Genomic DNA, 16,373 nt, shown 5'->3' with positions numbered 1-16,373 from the left:
GAGAAAGCTTCCTTCAATATTTTTGAAGGAAGCTTTTTGTGTCTATCGTTATTTTTGATTTCTGCGTCCGTGCTTGATGATCCATTCCTGTGCTTTTGTAGTAGGTGTTTTTTGCCATTCGCTAATAAGAAAGTCAGCTTTTTCCGGAGCATCTTTATAGAGATCATTGAGATTATTTCCGACACTTTTTTGTACAAATTTTTCAGGATCGTCCTTCAAATTTGTAAGAATTGCAGCATAACGATCAAATTCCTCCAAAGCGATATAGAGTTTTTCAGACCACGGCAGACGAGTTCGCACTCCTTCACAGGCTAGTCGACGCACGTGAACATTCGGATCGTTACTCCAGTCGATCAATTCATCCATCACTTCTTGCGGATGTTCTTTTAATAAAGGCCGGATCGCGTATTCACCAGTAAAACGTTTGGTCAATTCTTTCAAAAAAGCCAAAGAAGCTTTCCAATCTTTATTTCCATGTCGTTCCACATAACGACCGATCGGCCATAGCCACCAGCCAAAGCTGAACATTCCGGTTGATTGTTCTAACTCCGGTCCGAGAATCTGGTAGAAGGCTTGGAGATTTTCTCGATAGTCTGATCCAAGATTTGTTTCTAGCGCATCAACAATAAAATCAAAGCGGGCAAACAATTCCTTATCCTCCAGTTTGCCGATCAGAGAACTAGAAAAAGCTTCCTTATCAAAATCAGGCATGACTCGTGTCAATTTTTCTGATAGCTCTAAAATATATTGATCGTCGTAATGGTCTTTATGCTTCAAATGTATTCGCCTCCATTTTATCTTTGATTCGATCATACCATAAAGTCAATATCTTCCAAGCACTGCATCAGCCAACTTGTTACAATAGGAAAAGAAAGGGGGCGAGACGTTGAATCAGAAAATTATTTGTTATGACGAGGATCTCGGGATTGAAGCCTATTCCTTTACTGGTGTAACGCAAAATTTTCCCAATCATTTCCACGATTACTATGTAGTCGGACTGATTGAAGAAGGTCGCCGAACGATGGTTGTAAATAATCAGCCTTATGCACTTGAACCGGGTGATTTGCTGACCTTTAATCCCTATGACAATCACAGCTGCGAAGGAATCGATGGTAGTCGACTTACTTATCATTGTATCAATCTTAAAAAGGAAATTTTTCAGCCCTTTACAGGAACGGAGCTGCCAAAATTTCTTGAACCGATGCAGAGTCAAACAGTGTTGGCTGAGGATTTTAGTCGATTGCATCAGCTACTCATGAATGAAGGCGATAAGTCTGAGAAAGAAACGCTGTTCATTTTATTGATTGAGGAACTTTTGCAGAACTACGCACAGGAAGCGCAGGATCAAATGCTGCCGGCACCAGAACCAATTGCTGTCATCTGTGAGTATCTAGAAGCTCATTACGACCAGAAGATCACGTTGGATCAGCTTTGTAAATTGGTTCATCTCAATAAGCATTCATTGGTTCGGCAGTTTACACGAGAAAAGGGCATTACACCCTATCGTTATCTTGAGACTTATCGGATCGTGAAAGCCAAGGAAATGTTGGAGCAAGGCTGCAGCTTAATCGAAACTGCGGATCGGACCGGTTTTTATGATCAGAGCCACTTTACCAATTATTTCAGTCGCTTCATCGGCTTGACCCCTAATCAATATCGCAGTATTTTTGCGAAAGGAAATGAGGAAGAAGATGCCAGCAAATGAGTTAAAATGTGTCATGGTTGTAGATGAAACAATGCCTCAGGGGATTATTGCGAACAGTACGGCCGTTATGGGTGTGACGATTGGGAAATTATTTCCTGAAGTTGTTGGTCAGGATGTCATCGACCAGACCGGTTATCGTCATCAAGGAATCATCGAATTTCCAATCCCGATCTTAAAAGGCAATCGCGATTTTTTACGAGATATGCGAGAGCGTTTGTATGAACCGAATTTCGAACAACTAACAGTCGTTGATTTTTTTGATGTGGCCCAAGGCTGCAAAACTTACGGTGAGTACATCGAGAAAATGACCCAGGTTCCTGAAGCTGCAATCGATTATTTTGGGTTAACGCTTTTTGGAAGTAAGAAGCAGGTTAATAAGCTGACGGGGAGCTTGCCTTTGTTACGTTAAAAAGAAATTCTCAAACCAAATAATTCGTGCATTTTCATGTTTTTTTCAGTAAAAAGTGATATTTTAGACAAGATAAATGTTTAAAACTGAGGAGACAAGTAAATGAGTATTGCAATTCTATCGAAGATTCTTTCGATCATTGTATTGAATTTAGTATTAAGTGGTGATAATGCGGTGGTGATTGCTCTTGCAACCCGAAAACTGCCAGCTTCATCACAAAATAAGGCGATCGTGATTGGGACTGCTGGTGCTGTCATTTTGCGAATTTTGTTGATGCTGATCGCAGTTGAGCTATTGACGGTGCCTTATGTGAAGATCATTGGAGCTATCTTGTTGTTTTATATTGCCTATGATTTGCTGAAATCAAATGGGGAAGAGGCTGAAGTCAAAAGCGAAACGACACTTTTATCAGCGATTCGAACGATCATCATTGCGGATCTGGTGATGAGTCTGGATAATGTTTTGGCGATCGCTGGTGTCGCTGACGGGCACTTTATGTTAGCTGTCTTAGGTTTGATTATCAGTATTCCGATTGTTATTTTCGGTAGTCAAGTTATTTTGAAATTGATGGATCGATTCCCTTGGTTAATCTGGGTGGGTGCTTTATTGATCGCGTACACGGCAGGTACTATGCTGGTGGAGGATCATTTCATTCATCACTTATTGCGAGGGCTAAGCAACGGACATATTGTATCGCTAGCTTCATGTGTGTTGTTGGCGGGAATGTATTTCCTATTTAATCGGAAAAAATCATAAGAGTGTTCATGAGGCTGTCGCAAAAATGCGGCAGCTTTTTCTTATGAGTTGACGATTAAACCAATTTTTAAGAAAAAAATCAGAGATTTGATTGCAATAGTTCCAATTTGAAAAACAACTGGCTAGAATTCTCAGGTATACTAGAGGAAACGTTATCAAAAAGGAGATGGGTATGAATATTGCAATCTGTGATGATGATCGCTTGATGAGCGGTCAAATTGAAAAATTAGTTGAACAAGTCTTCCATGGCGAAACCAATAAATACAGCACGGAAGTCTTTTTTTCGGGGGATCGTTTATTGGATTTTTTGGCGCAGTCTCCTAATTATTTCCATATGTATTTATTGGATATCGAAATGGAGGGGACTGATGGCTTAAAAACAGCTGCGAGAATTCGAGAAGTGGATTCTGATGCGGTGATTATCTTTATGACCAGTCACGCGGAATTGATGTCAGAGGCTTTTGAAGTCTTGGCTTTTCAATTTATCATTAAGCCCTTTGATCCTGAAAAGGCCTTAAGCATTTTATCCTCAGCGGTTCGCTATTTGCAAAAACGTAAGGGCGTTTTTCAATTCGTGTCGCAAAAGAAAATCTATACGTTCTTCTTGAATCAAATTCGTTACGTTGAAAGCTCCGGACGAAAAATTTTTCTGCATACAACTGATGGACAGACCTATGAATACTATGGAACCTTGAAGGATGCGCGGGAACAAGTAAAGGGAATTCTTTTTGCTCAGATCCACAATTCGATCATTATCAACTTGGAGAGCTTGAGTACAGTGGAGAGTAATTTTGTCTATTTAAAAGAAGGCGAAAAATTACCAATCAGTAAAAAATTTCACACTTCCTTTCATGAGCAATTTCAGCAATTTGTTTTATCGCGTTAAAGGATGCGATCCAACCTATCAAAAGGAAAAACTTTCAGAGAAAATAAGGAGGAATGCGGATGGCCTTTTTAGAAAATTTTATTCCGGTCACAATTTTAACATCCTTGAGCTTAAGTTTGTTGTTTTCCAGCTTTTTTTCAACAAAACCGCGAATTCCGAAAAAAAGTATTTTTCTTGTGATTTACTTGACCTGCGTTCCATACTATTTCATTAATAATCTAGCAAATGAGTCTGGCACAGGAAGTTTCCGTCCTGTTTTAACCACCTTAAGCACCGTCCTTTTACTGCTATGTGTTCAATTTTTCTTTAGTGGAAAAGCCTATCAAAGAGGATTGGTTGCTGTCTTATTTATTGTTTTTTCGATTATCAGTGAGGGAATTCTGCTGATTCTGGCTCGACTGATTTTACCAGTTGATAATTTACTAGATTTCGTAAGCTCTGGTGGAATAGGAAATCGCATAGCTATGCTGATTAATTTTCTAATGGTCTTTTCTTTCTGGTCAGCTAGAAAGAAACGTGACATTTCGATCCAACGAAATTTTTCAATTTTGCAATTATTGATCGCATCCATATGCAGTCTTTCGATCGGGATACTGATCATTAGTGTGACGGGAACCAATCAGTTCGTCACGAGAGATCTTATTTTAATAGTCAGCTTCGTTTTATTATTGATCCTATTCTATTTGAGCTTTGAAATGTCGGATAACATGTCAAAGAAAAATCAGGAATTTCAACTACAAAAACAGCGCCATGAACTGCTGGAGGACTACTATCAGCAGGTAGAAAAGCATCAACAGGAAGTTCGAAAAATCAAACACGATTTGAAGAATCAACTGTATTCGATTGTTGGCTATCTAGACGCTAATAAAGAGAAAGATGCCAATCAGCAGATTACTCAGTTGATCAACCAGCTAGATTCAAATGAGCTGCCTTCGTTTACCCAACATACTGGATTGAATGCTCTGTTGCGTTTGCATTTCCAAACAATGAAGGAGGCGGGAATTACTTGTGAGTTTGAGATCAAGTGTCCAGAAACGATGAAGTTTTCCGACTCTGATCTCTCATCATTAATTGGAAATATTTTGGACAATGCTCGAGAAGCGTGTGAGCATAGTAGTACGCGAAAATATGTACAGCTAAAACTTGTTTATTTTAATCATTCGTTAGTTGGCTCCTGCGAGAATAGCACTGATGGAAAAATCACTTCGCTTGCAACTCGCAAAAAAGACAAGAGCAGCCATGGATTTGGACTGAAATCAATCCGCCAAATCGTTGAAAAGTATCATGGTAAGCTTAATTATGCAATCGACGACTATTCCTTCAAGCTAACCTTTAACTTATTTGAGCAAACATGACGAGAAACCCTAGCAAACATGACACACTGCTAAGAATCACCTCCTGAGATGATAAATTATGAGTGTAGCAAAGAGAAACACAACCAACACACATAAATGGAGGAATGAAAAATGGATTACAGAATCGTAGAATTAGAAGGCTTCAAATTAGTAGGCGTGAAAATGAGTTCAACAAATGAAAATCAGCAGGGGATGAAAGATTGTGAGGCTTTCTGGAATCAGTTTATTTCTGGTAATAAGCAAGAAACGGTAGCACCTTTAATTAATCGTGAACCATTTGGTGTGATCGGAGCAAGTTTTTATAATGTTGATCCAGAGGATAGTAAAAAATTTGATTACTATATTGCCGCGGCAACCACAGCTGCGACTGCTGACGGCATGGAGGAAGTAGAAGTTCCGGCAAATACGTGGGCCGTTTTCCCATGCACGGGAAAAACAGCCGGGACAACTCAGATCGAAATCGTGACGAAATGGGGCCCTGAATCGGAAGAGTATGAGTTGTTAAACAGCGGATATATGACTGGAGAAATGACTTCTGGTGGACCAGACTTGGAAGTCTATACTCAAGGTGAAGACATGGAGATATGGGTACCAGTGAAAAGAAAATAGTATAAATTGAGTCCAGCATCTCGGTGATGTTGGATTTTTTTGTGAATTCTAAAGGACTATTTCAAAATAGGGAAACTCTACGTTCAAGTGTTTCTTCTTTCTCTATGAATATCTGAGTAGGAATGAGAACGATTCTCTTTTGGAAGTATTGCGAGTAAAAATTTCCTTCGTTATACTAGGGGAGTGATTGTAAATGTTTACACAAACTTTAGGGATGTTGCTAGATAGACATCCATCAAAAATTTGAAGATACACATCTGGAGGTGGGAAAAATGGTTAGGCGATGACTTTGAGTAACACAAAACTTAGAGGTTCTAAGCGCGTTAACTGAATATTTTTCCTCCTCGGATCAAGTGAAATAAAAAACTATCCAGGAGCAGGCCTTTTTTTGGTGTGCTCTTTTCTGTTGGGGGAAAATTGCGAGTACAACTGCGTACTTTACGGTGTTTGTGATATCAAACATAGGCAAAAATAAAAAATGGGAAGGATGCCCGTCCTGCTTCGCGTATTTCATGTGACTAGCAGAAAGAGTGTGTGACTCGAAAATTAAACGAATGACCTCCAAATAAGAAAGGAACGGATAAAATGGAATTAAAAACAAGTTTACCAGAGATTTTTGATGATTTTGGCGAAGCGAGAAGACAGGGCTTTTTAGCGGTTAAGGAAATCAAAGAACAGGGCAAACCCGTTGTGGGTGTGTATTGTACCTTTATGCCAGAGGAATTAGTCTTAGCCGGCGGGGCGATTCAGATTAGTTTGTGTTCAACGTCAGATGAAACGATTCCTGATGCAGAAGAAGATTTGCCGCGAAATCTTTGCCCGCTAATTAAATCGAGTTATGGCTTTGGTAAAACAGATAAATGTCCCTATTTCTATTTTTCTGATTTAGTGGTTGGCGAAACTACTTGTGACGGCAAGAAGAAAATGTATGAATATATGGAAGAATTCAAGGATACCTATTTGATGCAATTGCCCCATATGCGCGATACCGAAGAAAGTAAAAAATTGTGGTATAGCGAGCTCGTTCGTTTCAAGGAGAAGCTAGAGGATTTCTTAGGCGTTGAGATCACTGACGAAAAAATTCGTGAGGCGATTGTGCTGAAGAACCGCGAACGTCAGGCAAAACAAAACTTCTATCGTTTAGGTCAACTGAATCCGCCCGCAATCACAGGTCAAGAGATTTTCAAAGTGATGTATGGTTCACAATATAAATTTGACAAAGAAGAAGTTATTCAAATGCTGGAGGAAACGACAGCAAAAGTCAAAGAAGAATACGAAACGGGCAAACGTTTAGATGCGAAGCCAAGAATTTTGGTAACAGGGTCTCCGATGGGCGGAGTGACTGAAAAAGTGATTCGCGCGATTGAAGAAAACGGTGGTTTGGTCGTTGCTTACGAAAACTGTACCGTGGCAAAAGCCGTAGAACGTTTAGTTGATGAGAATGAATCTGATGTGTACCAGGCTTTAACGGATAAATATATCAATATCGGCTGTGCCTGCATGTCGAATAACCAGCCGCGGAAAGAATTATTGAGCCAAATGATCGATGACTATCAAGTCGATGGTGTAATCGATATGGTCTTGCAAAACTGTATTCCGTTTTCAGTGGAATCATTAAAAATCAAACGATTCCTAAATGAAGAGAAGAATATTCCTTACATGTATTTAGAGACGGATTATTCGACTTCAGATATCGAACAGATCAACACCCGCGTCACCGCGTTTATCGAAATGTTAGAGGAAGAGGCTGTATGTACACAATAGGATTAGATTCAGGCTCCACCACAACAAAAGGCGTACTTTTTTCCAACGAGGAATTAATCGATAAATTTTTGATTCCCACCGCTGGAAATCCTAAAGGAGCAATGACGGATGTTGTTGATTACTTCAAACGAAGCTATGTTTTAAATGATCTGAAACTCGTGACAACCGGTTATGGTCGTAAGCTGCTGCCTGCGGATCTAGTAGTTACGGAAATTACTTGTCACGGAAAAGGAGCAGACTATTTGTCTCCAGGAGTTAAGCAAGTTATTGATATTGGCGGACAGGACTGCAAGACCATTCAGCTAAATGGTAAAGGCAATGTCATCGAATTCAGTATGAACGATCGCTGTGCTGCGGGAACCGGACGCTTTGTTGAAGTGATGATGCGAACATTAGGCGAAGATATTTCTGATTTGGACCAGTTTGTTAAAGATGCGAAGCCAGTTACTATCAACAGTATGTGTACGGTTTTCGCAGAGTCGGAAGTCATTAGTCTGATTTCTAAAGGTGAGGCACGGGAAGATATTGCATTAGGTGTTTTGCATTCTATTGCTCAACGAATCAGCAGTCAATATTCAAAACTAAGACCCGTACGAGGGGAAGAAGTTCTTTTCACAGGCGGATTATCCAAAAGTGTGACCTTTGGAAAAGTCTTGGAACAATACGTATCAGCACCAGTCAAACGAGACAATCTGTCGCAATATGCTGGGGCTATTGGGGCAGCACAGATCGGACTAAAGAAATTAAGATAAGCAAAATAAGCAAAAAGGATACGGCTGAGGCGGTATCCTTTTTGCTTATTATTCTGTACGAAATGGAGTTATTTTTTAGCGAGCTGTCTAAATGCAATACTGAGTGCCGGCAGATAAAGAAAGAACAGAGATAATCGCTGCCAAAATCCGCGAGTAGAAGAAAGCCATCGTCCAATTACTGGCAGATAATAAGCAGCGAACAATAGTAAGGCTAAAATCGAAACGATTAGACAAACAGAATAAAAAAGTGAACGAACTTTTTGCCGATTCAGCGCTGCCTGATAAGCTAACACTAGCGGAACAAACATCATTGCCACCATCGAGATTCCGGAAAATGCCGCATGTAGAAAATAAGCAGGACTAAAGAAACTTGCGGATTCGCTGATATGAACCAAACCTGTTAGTATACAATCGCCAAAGCCATAGAGAGCAATCGCTCCTGCTAGAATTTGTGCGAAGCGTTTTGATTCTGACCGAAAGAAATCATAAATACCGAAACTCGCTAAGACAAACAATGTACCTGTAACAACTGAACCATTATTAAAATAGTTTTGTACAGGACTAGTCGGTTCGCCTAGTTGACTAATGATCATCGTCATTTGATTAAAATCAGAATAAAAGCGTCCCAAGTAGTAAGGTAATGAAAAGTCACCAATAACTGCACAAATCAGAAATAGTGGTGAAAGTTTTTTCAAAATAGTCATCAGTTGCTCCCATGAAAAGTTTTCTTTATAATACTTTACTTTTGGCGAAAATTCGAGAAATAAGAGAAATACAGACTTTTTTCACTTTCTTTTCGTAATTGTAAAAAAATGATTTCAAATTGACTGACCAGTCATTGACTCGTTAGTCAAAAAGGAGTATTCTCTCGATATAGAGCTATAGTAAGAAGAAATCAATTTGAGTGTAGGTAGCGAGCCAGTAAATTTTTTAAAACTAAAAAATGAATAGATAAAAATAGGAGTGAGAACGATGGAAAACCAGATCGTGTCGTTGAATAAAGTAGAGAAAAGATTTGGAAAGTTTCAGGCATTAAAGGATGTCACCTTCGATGTGAACAAAGGGGAAGTATTAGGCTTTATCGGTCCTAACGGGTCAGGGAAATCTACCACGATCCGGATATTGTTAGGTATGCTGAAAAAGTCTGGCGGCGAAGCAACGATTTTTGGTAAAGACGTGTGGAAGGAAGACACAGCAATTCACAAAAATATCTCCTATGTCCCTGGGGATTTCTTTCTTTGGCCTAACTTGACGGGAGGGGAGATCATCGACCTGCTTCTAAGATTAAATGATCAAAAACGCACACAGAGAACAGAAGAACTGATTAAAAAATTTCAATTAGACCCCAAGAAAAAAGCGCGAACCTATTCAAAAGGCAATCGCCAAAAGATAGCGTTAGTTGCAGCTTTATCTCAAGAAGCAGAGCTGTACATTTTTGATGAGCCGACTTCCGGACTGGACCCGCTGAATGAGAAATCCTTCCAAGAAGAAGTGTTGAAACTAAAAGAAGCAGGTAAGAGTATTTTGTTGTCTAGCCATATATTGTCAGAGGTTGAAAAGATGTGTGATCGGATTGCGATCATCCGTGAAGGAGAGATTATCGAGACAGGAGATTTGACTTCCATGCGGCATTTAACACGACTAGAGATTGCGGTAGAAACGAAGATACCTCTTGATGGTATAGAGCAATTTGCTGGCGTGCATAAGGTTCGTTTTTCAGACAATGACCACCAGGAAGCTGTTCTTTCAGTCGATCGAGATCAAATGACACAAATTATGAATTTTTTAGCAGAAAAACAAATTGTCAGTTTGACCTCTACGCCGCCAACCTTGGAAGATTTATTCATGCGCTATTATGAAAAGCAAGGGGCTGATTCTCATGAATAGTGGGGCAAAAACAGGTTATTTGTTAAGGGCAAATTTGAAGCAAAATCGTATCAAACACCTTATCTGGATCGTAATTTTAGTCGGATTATTTGCTTCTGCATCAACAAAATTCAATGTATTATTTGGGACGCAAACAGATATCAATGCGATTGTTGAAACATTGAAGACTCCTGCGATGGTTTCGCTGTTTGGTGAATTTTCTGCTATTGAGCCGTATACGACAGCGAATGTTTTTGCTTCTGAAATGCTGGTTTTTATGGGAATGTTTATGGTCTTTATGAATATTTCGTTGGCAATCTCAAATACACGGGCGGAGGAAGATTCAGGACTGTTGGAAATGGTTCGCTCACGAACAGTCGGACGCTTGGCGCCAACCTACGCGACAGCTGTTGAGATACTTTTGATCAATGGATTGATGGGGCTTTTATATGTAGCTAGTTTAATTGCAGCTGATCTTAATGGGGCGACGCTGCAGGGCGATCTATTAATGGGTGCCAGTATTGCCAGTATTGGTATCATGTTTGGTTTTATCAGTCTGCTGGTGGCTCAGCTGGCAAATAATTCTCGTAGCGCGAACTTTATGAGCTATGGGTTGTATGGAATTTTTTATATCATCCGAATGATGACCGATGTGACAGAACCTGATTGGACATGGATATCTCCTGTTGGCTGGATTCAAAAGACGGCAATCTACACTTATGATGATTGGCTTCCGGTCATAATGACTTTAGGGCTAGGTCTGATTTGTTTAGTGATTGCTGTAAAGATCGCTAAGACAAGGGATATTGACAGCGGTGTTTTAGCCGCTCGTGATGGCAAAGGAAAAGCAGGCAGGTTGTTATCTTCACCGTTGGGATTAGTTTTAACGATTGAACGAAATAGCATCATTGGGTGGATCTTTGGCGGTGCTGTACTAGGAGCGGCTTATGGTTCGATCTTCAGTACGATTGGCGATATTATCGGCAGTAATCCAACCTATCGCAAAATTCTTGGTGTAACGCAAATTCATGCAGCGAATCGAGAATTGATCTTGAATTTTTTGAACATGTTAGGCTTGTTTTTTGTAGCGATTGCTGCGATTAGCGGAATTCTGATTATTTTTCGATTGAAATCAGATGACAAAAAGGGCTATCTGGAAATCCTTCACTCAAAAAGTATTTCTAAGACACGCCTAGCCTTCAGCTATTTCAGTGTTGGTACAATCGTGAGTGTTGTGGTGTTTACAGCAACTTTAGCTGGCGCCTTCTTTACTGGCAACAGCACACTGGATGACCCGATTGCAATCAACTATTTTTGGGAGACGCTGCTGGGCTTCTTACCGGTAACTTTATTCTTTGTTGGTATCGGAACATTCTTATCTGGTGCATTACCTAAATTAACGACTGTTCTGTGGATTTATTTAGCTGCCAGTGTATTAGTCAAAATGTTTAGTCCGTTGTTGAACTTATCGGATGATGTGGCAAATATTTCGCCTTTAGGTTGGGTGGGGAAAGTACCGACCGAGAATGTTCATACGACTGTGGCAATTGTCTTAGTTGCAGTTTTTCTTATTTTGACGATTGCTGGATTAATGGGCTACAATAAGCGGGACTTGGAGTGATTGGATGAAGGAAGTAGTGAAAGATCCGCAAAAGGAACAACGCATTTTAACAACGAGCGCCAGTTTATTTGGTCAACATGGCTATCGTGAGACAAAGACTGATCAGATTGCGGAAGAAGCTGGGGTTTCAAAAGGCTTGCTATTTCATTATTATGGAAATAAGGGCGGATTATATCAGGCAACGTATACTTATGCTTCTGATTTTTTCTATCAGAGAATCGATTATTCAGTTTGGACGAATGCCTCTGATTTGTTAGAGATGGTCGTCGAAGCTACGAAATATAAAATCGAGTTGCAGTTGAAATATCCGCGTGAATTTGCATTTTTAATGAAATCTTACACTGAAATGCAGACGTTGCCAGAACCTCTGCGAAAAGAAATGGTAGAGCGTCTAAATCAGGATTTTAGCCGTAGTATGAATTTAACAGATGAAGTGATTGGCAAACTGCCCTTACGGAAAGAGATTCAAGAAAAGGATGTGCTAGAGTCGATCTACGCTATTTTAAATAGTGAGACGACTAAGATTCAGCAGGAATTGGCACAACATCCAGAATGGAAAACGATTGAGGACTTGATGCCGGTAATTGACCGGTTGAAGCGTAAGCTGAAAATACTTGAATACGGTTTTGTTGAGCGCTAAAAAACTCTGTCGCCTCATTGAGGTGACAGAGTTTTAGTTTACAGAATCAAAAATCAGAAAGAATAATCATCACAAAAAGACCTTCTTCAGCTAGCGCACCGAAAAAAAGAATCAGACTATCAACAAACAGGACACTCATATTTGTTCCAAACATCACTGCTAAACGCTCTAATTTATCCTCAATCTTTTTCTCTTTGAAATAGACAAGGAAAAGATAAACATTCGCTAGCGCAAGTATAATAGTTGAAAGTATGATGGCGATTTTCATTGGTGTACCCCTTCACTTGATTAAAAGAAATCGTTTTTCTATTATTCATTATACTACTCAGCTTTTAGAAAGAAAGGGGAAATCTCAAAGCTTTAAAACCGCTTTATAAGAGTTAATTATCGGAATTAGAAGAAAGAAAACGCATTCCATAAGGGTTGATATTTTAGAGGAAATATATTATTGTTATGACAATAGAACTTTTAAGGGGTGATATTTTTGAACGAAAAGCTAGCTAAAGGAAAAGGTGCAAGTCCTTTATATAGTCAAATAGCAGACGATTTACGATTCAAAATTGTTTCAGGCGAGTGGGGGGATGGAGAGAAAATCCCACCAGAGTTGGATTTATGTGATATTTACAATGTTAGCCGAATCACGATCAGAAAGGCGATTGATGAATTGGTTCGTGAGGGACACCTATATCGCGAACGGGCAAAAGGAACTTTCGTTTTATCAATGGATCATTCAACGGAAAAGGAACATTATACAATGGTTCGCAGCTTTACGCGGGAAATGGAGGAGCTGGGGAAAAAGGTTCGGACATTACATGCGCAAGTTAGTTTAATTGAGGCTTCCGAACGAATTTCTCAGCAATTAGGTATCGAAAAAGGTTCGAAGGTTCTTCAGCTTAGAAGAACCAGAGGAGTTGATGATGGAAAGGCTTTTGCTTATTTCGTCACACATATCCCTTATACGGAGAATTTCTCGCTGGATAGTAAGGATTATTATGGCTCCTTGTATGACTATTTAAAAACGTTTGACATTGTGATGAGTGAAAGCAAAGAATATGTCGAGGCGCTTAGTGCTACTCCAGAGCTTCAAGCTGTTTTAGAAGTACCAGAAAATACTCCTATTTTAAAAAGGGTTCGGATGGTTTCGAGAGCAGATGGACAGTATAAGGAAATCAGCGATTGCTACTATATCGGTGACCAGTATCGCTATTACATTGAAATCTAATAACAAAGAAGTGCAAAATACGCTTAGTAATTTTGCACTTTTTTTCAAAAAAAGAAAAGAAAGCGTTGTCTTTTTCTAAAAAATGACTTATACTCTATTTGTGCTATTGTTATAACAAAATGACATAAAGAACAGGAGTGAAAAAAATGGCAATATCTTTTATTCGAATCGACGACCGAATCATTCATGGACAGGTAGTCACACGCTGGATGAGTGAACGAGCTTGCGATGGGGTCGTAGCAGTAGATGATCGTTCCGCCAACAATCCAACATTATCGAAGGCGCTTAAGGGAGCGGTGCCGAAGCCTCTGAAGGGATTTGTTATGACGGTTGATCGAACGGCCTTAAAATGGGACGAGATCGTAGGCAGTAAGAAGAATTATTTTCTAATTGCGAAGACACCAGAGACCCTTGTGCGTTTGTATGATGCTGGAGCAGATTTTATTTCTTGCTACCCGATTTTAAATGTTGGACCGATGAGTGCACGAGAAGGCGCCCGAAAAATTGGACCAAACGTGGCGATCACTGATGGAGAACGAGCGGCCTTCGAACGGTTAGATGCGTTAGGGATGGATATTCAGTTTAAATTGGTACCGGATTCAAAAGGCTTTACTTGGAAAGATATCGAAAAATAAAGAACGGAGGAATTTATTATGCTCTTTTTCCAAGCTGTATTGATCTCACTGCTATGCTACTTGGGTGCTCTCGGCACTCCCTGGTTGATGGGGCTGACCGGCGGCTGGTATACCATTAGCCGCCCCCTAGTATCAGGATTTTTGATTGGACTTATTTTAGGTGATGTGACACAGGGAATTATTATCGGAGTTGCCATTCAGGCAGTCTATATCGCGATGGTTACACCAGGTGGGCAAATGCCGGCAGATTTGAACTTTGTTGCTTATCCGGCCATTGCTTTAGCTATTTTATCCAATTCATCGACGGAGGTTGCGGTGACGTTAGCCACAACGATCGGTGTTATTGGTACGATCGTATTCAACTTCTTTCAAGTGGCCAACTCCTTCTGGAATCATCGGGCACAAAAAGCAATTGAAGAAGGCAACGAAAAAGCCTTCCATTTCAATTCGATCGTTGGCCCGCAGTTGCTGAGTTTCGCTTTACGTTTTATTCCATCGTTCTTAGTGATTTATTTTGGCTCCAGCTTTGCTAAGGAATTGTTAGCCAGCATGCCGCAATATTTGATTGATGTCATGGGAATTTTAGGTGGCGCACTTCCTGCAATCGGGATCGTGATGCTGCTGACAGCCGTTGTTAAAGAAGACATCATGCTGCTGTTCTTCCTATTTGGGTTTGTCTGCGTGATTTTCTTGAAATTAAATATGATCGCCTTGGCTATTGTGGCGGGTGTGATTGCATATATCTATTTCCAGGCGCAATCTAAGCCAGCGGTAAAAGCCGCCACAGAAGACGGAGCTTATGATGATTTCGATGATGAGGAGGAATTCTAATGGAACAAAAAAGATCTTACCAACTTTTAGATAAAAAGACGCTGAATCAATCGTATATTCGTTGGATGATGTACAATTTAGTCGCGACAAGTTTCGAGTTCTTGGAAGCCTTTGGTTTTGCCTTATCAATGGAGCCAATTGCAAAACGTTTATATAAAGATGATCCTGAAGCACAAAAAGCGATGTTGAAACGGCATTCTGTTTTCTACAATACCGAACCGCAAATTGGTTCATTGATCAATGGTGTGGTTGTCGGATTAGAAGAGCAGCGTGCGTTAGGCAAAGAGGAAATCGATGATGATTTTATTAATGGTTTAAAGGTTGGTTTGATGGGACCTTTAGCAGGGATCGGCGATTCAATGATTCCGGGAATGTTGATTCCGATTTTGCTATCGATCGGGATGGGGCTGTCAGAAAACGGCAGTATCTTGGGACCGATCTTTTACATCGTTGCCTACAATACGATCATTATGCTGGGTACGCGTTTCTTGTTCTTTAAAGGGTATGAGCTGGGTGCTGAATCGGTCGATACCTTTGTCGGAGAAAAGGCGCAACAGATCACGCAGGCCTTCTCGGTTTTGGGAATGATTGTTATCGGCGGCGTTGCAGCCAGTTACGTAAATCTGCAATTACCGATTGTCTTGAAATTCAGTAGTGCGAAGATTGATATTCAACAAATTTTAGATGGTATTTTCCCGAATCTACTGCCATTAGTTTTAGTCTTAGTTTCATGGTATTTGATGGCGAAAAAAGGTGTCTCAGCGTTGAAGCTGATCGGTATTTACTTTGTGACAGCCTTTGGCGGTGTAGGAATTGCCTACTTGATCCAGATGATGTTCTAAGAAATTGAAAAACAAGGAGAAATGACGATGATTGGAGTTTTATTAGTGAGCCATTCAAAACTGGCTCATGGTATGAAATCAGCAATCGAGTTTGTCGCTGGTGAACAAAAAAACTTATTTTCACTTGGATTGGAAGAATCAGGCATCGCTTCATACAGAGCGGAGCTAGAAAACTTAGTCGCAAACTTATCAGATGATATCAAGCAAATGATTATTGTATGTGATATCCCAGCAGGTTCTCCAGGAACCAACGCCTATGATATTTTAACTCAAACCGATTTAGACATCGAAATGCTGTCGGGGATGAATCTGGCAATGCTATTAGACATGATTTTGATGCGTGAAGGAAAAGAATTCCACCAACTGATCGCTGATGGCATCAAGGCTGGAAAAGAAAGTATCGACCGAATGGATTTCTCTGAAGAAGAGGACGAAGAGGAGTTCTAATGTCATATCATTATGATTATTAAAGAGGGGTAA

At 40.1% G+C, this 16,373-nt stretch carries 19 protein-coding genes; 16 read left to right on the top strand and 3 right to left on the bottom strand.

Annotated elements, in window-relative coordinates; translation table 11 throughout:
• Positions 1-48: 48 nt before the first annotated feature.
• The gene (locus tag KQI58_RS06835) at positions 49-777 is read right to left on the bottom strand and encodes a DNA alkylation repair protein (RefSeq protein WP_216407664.1); all 729 of its coding nucleotides are present in this window, start codon (positions 775-777) and stop codon (positions 49-51) included.
• 109 nt (positions 778-886) lie between these two features.
• On the opposite strand from KQI58_RS06835, the gene KQI58_RS06830 reads away from it, so the two are divergent.
• From KQI58_RS06830 to KQI58_RS06795, 8 genes are all read left to right on the top strand, one after another.
• On the top strand, positions 887-1,705 hold the full coding sequence (locus KQI58_RS06830; protein ID WP_216407662.1) for a helix-turn-helix domain-containing protein: 819 nt from the start codon (positions 887-889) through the stop codon (positions 1,703-1,705).
• The gene (locus KQI58_RS06825; protein ID WP_216407659.1) at positions 1,692-2,114 is read left to right on the top strand and encodes a DUF2000 domain-containing protein; all 423 of its coding nucleotides are present in this window, start codon (positions 1,692-1,694) and stop codon (positions 2,112-2,114) included. The genes KQI58_RS06830 and KQI58_RS06825 overlap by 14 nt, the downstream gene beginning before the upstream one ends.
• Positions 2,115-2,216: 102 nt before the next feature.
• Positions 2,217-2,870: a TerC family protein gene (locus KQI58_RS06820; protein WP_216407658.1), complete on the top strand. Its 654-nt coding sequence runs from the start codon at positions 2,217-2,219 to the stop codon at positions 2,868-2,870.
• Positions 2,871-3,042: 172 nt separating this feature from the next.
• On the top strand, positions 3,043-3,756 hold the full coding sequence (locus KQI58_RS06815; protein ID WP_216407656.1) for a LytR/AlgR family response regulator transcription factor: 714 nt from the start codon (positions 3,043-3,045) through the stop codon (positions 3,754-3,756).
• 59 nt (positions 3,757-3,815) lie between these two features.
• Positions 3,816-5,111, top strand: coding sequence for a sensor histidine kinase (locus KQI58_RS06810; protein ID WP_216407654.1), 1,296 nt, complete (start codon positions 3,816-3,818; stop codon positions 5,109-5,111).
• A 111-nt stretch (positions 5,112-5,222) separates the two neighbouring features.
• Positions 5,223-5,720 carry a GyrI-like domain-containing protein gene (locus KQI58_RS06805; protein WP_216407652.1) on the top strand — a complete coding sequence of 166 codons (498 nt, stop codon included), beginning with the start codon at positions 5,223-5,225 and terminating at the stop codon, positions 5,718-5,720.
• Positions 5,721-6,305: 585 nt separating this feature from the next.
• On the top strand, positions 6,306-7,484 hold the full coding sequence (locus KQI58_RS06800; protein WP_216407649.1) for a double-cubane-cluster-containing anaerobic reductase: 1,179 nt from the start codon (positions 6,306-6,308) through the stop codon (positions 7,482-7,484).
• The gene (locus tag KQI58_RS06795) at positions 7,472-8,236 is read left to right on the top strand and encodes an acyl-CoA dehydratase activase (protein ID WP_216407647.1); all 765 of its coding nucleotides are present in this window, start codon (positions 7,472-7,474) and stop codon (positions 8,234-8,236) included. Before KQI58_RS06800 ends, KQI58_RS06795 begins: the two co-directional genes overlap by 13 nt.
• Before the next feature lie 68 nt (positions 8,237-8,304).
• On the opposite strand, the gene KQI58_RS06790 is transcribed toward KQI58_RS06795, so the two are convergent.
• Complete coding sequence (locus KQI58_RS06790; RefSeq protein WP_216407645.1) at positions 8,305-8,940, bottom strand: DUF998 domain-containing protein; 636 nt, start codon at positions 8,938-8,940, stop codon at positions 8,305-8,307.
• A 268-nt stretch (positions 8,941-9,208) separates the two neighbouring features.
• Here KQI58_RS06790 and KQI58_RS06785 point away from each other — a divergent pair, with 268 nt between their 5' ends.
• From KQI58_RS06785 to KQI58_RS06775, 3 genes are read left to right on the top strand one after another with little or no spacing between them, the layout of a single operon-like run.
• Positions 9,209-10,123: an ABC transporter ATP-binding protein gene (locus KQI58_RS06785; RefSeq protein WP_216407643.1), complete on the top strand. Its 915-nt coding sequence runs from the start codon at positions 9,209-9,211 to the stop codon at positions 10,121-10,123.
• Positions 10,116-11,723, top strand: coding sequence for an ABC transporter permease (locus KQI58_RS06780; protein ID WP_216407641.1), 1,608 nt, complete (start codon positions 10,116-10,118; stop codon positions 11,721-11,723). Before KQI58_RS06785 ends, KQI58_RS06780 begins: the two co-directional genes overlap by 8 nt.
• A 4-nt stretch (positions 11,724-11,727) precedes the next feature.
• A complete protein-coding gene (locus KQI58_RS06775; RefSeq protein ID WP_216407639.1) occupies positions 11,728-12,363 on the top strand; it encodes a TetR/AcrR family transcriptional regulator in 636 nt (211 codons plus the stop codon).
• 46 nt (positions 12,364-12,409) lie between these two features.
• On the opposite strand, the gene KQI58_RS06770 is transcribed toward KQI58_RS06775, so the two are convergent.
• On the bottom strand, positions 12,410-12,631 hold the full coding sequence (locus tag KQI58_RS06770; RefSeq protein WP_216407637.1) for a hypothetical protein: 222 nt from the start codon (positions 12,629-12,631) through the stop codon (positions 12,410-12,412).
• Positions 12,632-12,847: 216 nt separating this feature from the next.
• Here KQI58_RS06770 and KQI58_RS06765 point away from each other — a divergent pair, with 216 nt between their 5' ends.
• From KQI58_RS06765 to KQI58_RS06745, 5 genes are all read left to right on the top strand, one after another.
• Entirely contained in the window at positions 12,848-13,585 is a 738-nt protein-coding gene (locus KQI58_RS06765) for a GntR family transcriptional regulator (RefSeq protein ID WP_216407635.1), read from the top strand.
• A 146-nt stretch (positions 13,586-13,731) separates the two neighbouring features.
• Positions 13,732-14,220: a PTS system mannose/fructose/N-acetylgalactosamine-transporter subunit IIB gene (locus KQI58_RS06760; RefSeq protein ID WP_216407633.1), complete on the top strand. Its 489-nt coding sequence runs from the start codon at positions 13,732-13,734 to the stop codon at positions 14,218-14,220.
• A gap of 18 nt (positions 14,221-14,238) precedes the next feature.
• The gene (locus KQI58_RS06755; RefSeq protein WP_216407631.1) at positions 14,239-15,051 is read left to right on the top strand and encodes a PTS mannose/fructose/sorbose/N-acetylgalactosamine transporter subunit IIC; all 813 of its coding nucleotides are present in this window, start codon (positions 14,239-14,241) and stop codon (positions 15,049-15,051) included.
• A complete protein-coding gene (locus KQI58_RS06750; protein ID WP_216407629.1) occupies positions 15,051-15,893 on the top strand; it encodes a PTS system mannose/fructose/sorbose family transporter subunit IID in 843 nt (280 codons plus the stop codon). Before KQI58_RS06755 ends, KQI58_RS06750 begins: the two co-directional genes overlap by 1 nt.
• Positions 15,894-15,920: 27 nt before the next feature.
• Positions 15,921-16,340: a PTS sugar transporter subunit IIA gene (locus KQI58_RS06745; RefSeq protein ID WP_216407627.1), complete on the top strand. Its 420-nt coding sequence runs from the start codon at positions 15,921-15,923 to the stop codon at positions 16,338-16,340.
• Positions 16,341-16,373: the final 33 nt, after the last annotated feature.

This window comes from Enterococcus raffinosus, from assembly GCF_018917525.1.
Taxonomy (GTDB): Bacteria; Bacillota; Bacilli; order Lactobacillales; family Enterococcaceae; genus Enterococcus_A; species Enterococcus_A raffinosus_A.
The sequence above is the reverse complement of the archived record's forward strand: the minus strand, read 5'-3'. Positions and strand labels throughout refer to the sequence as shown.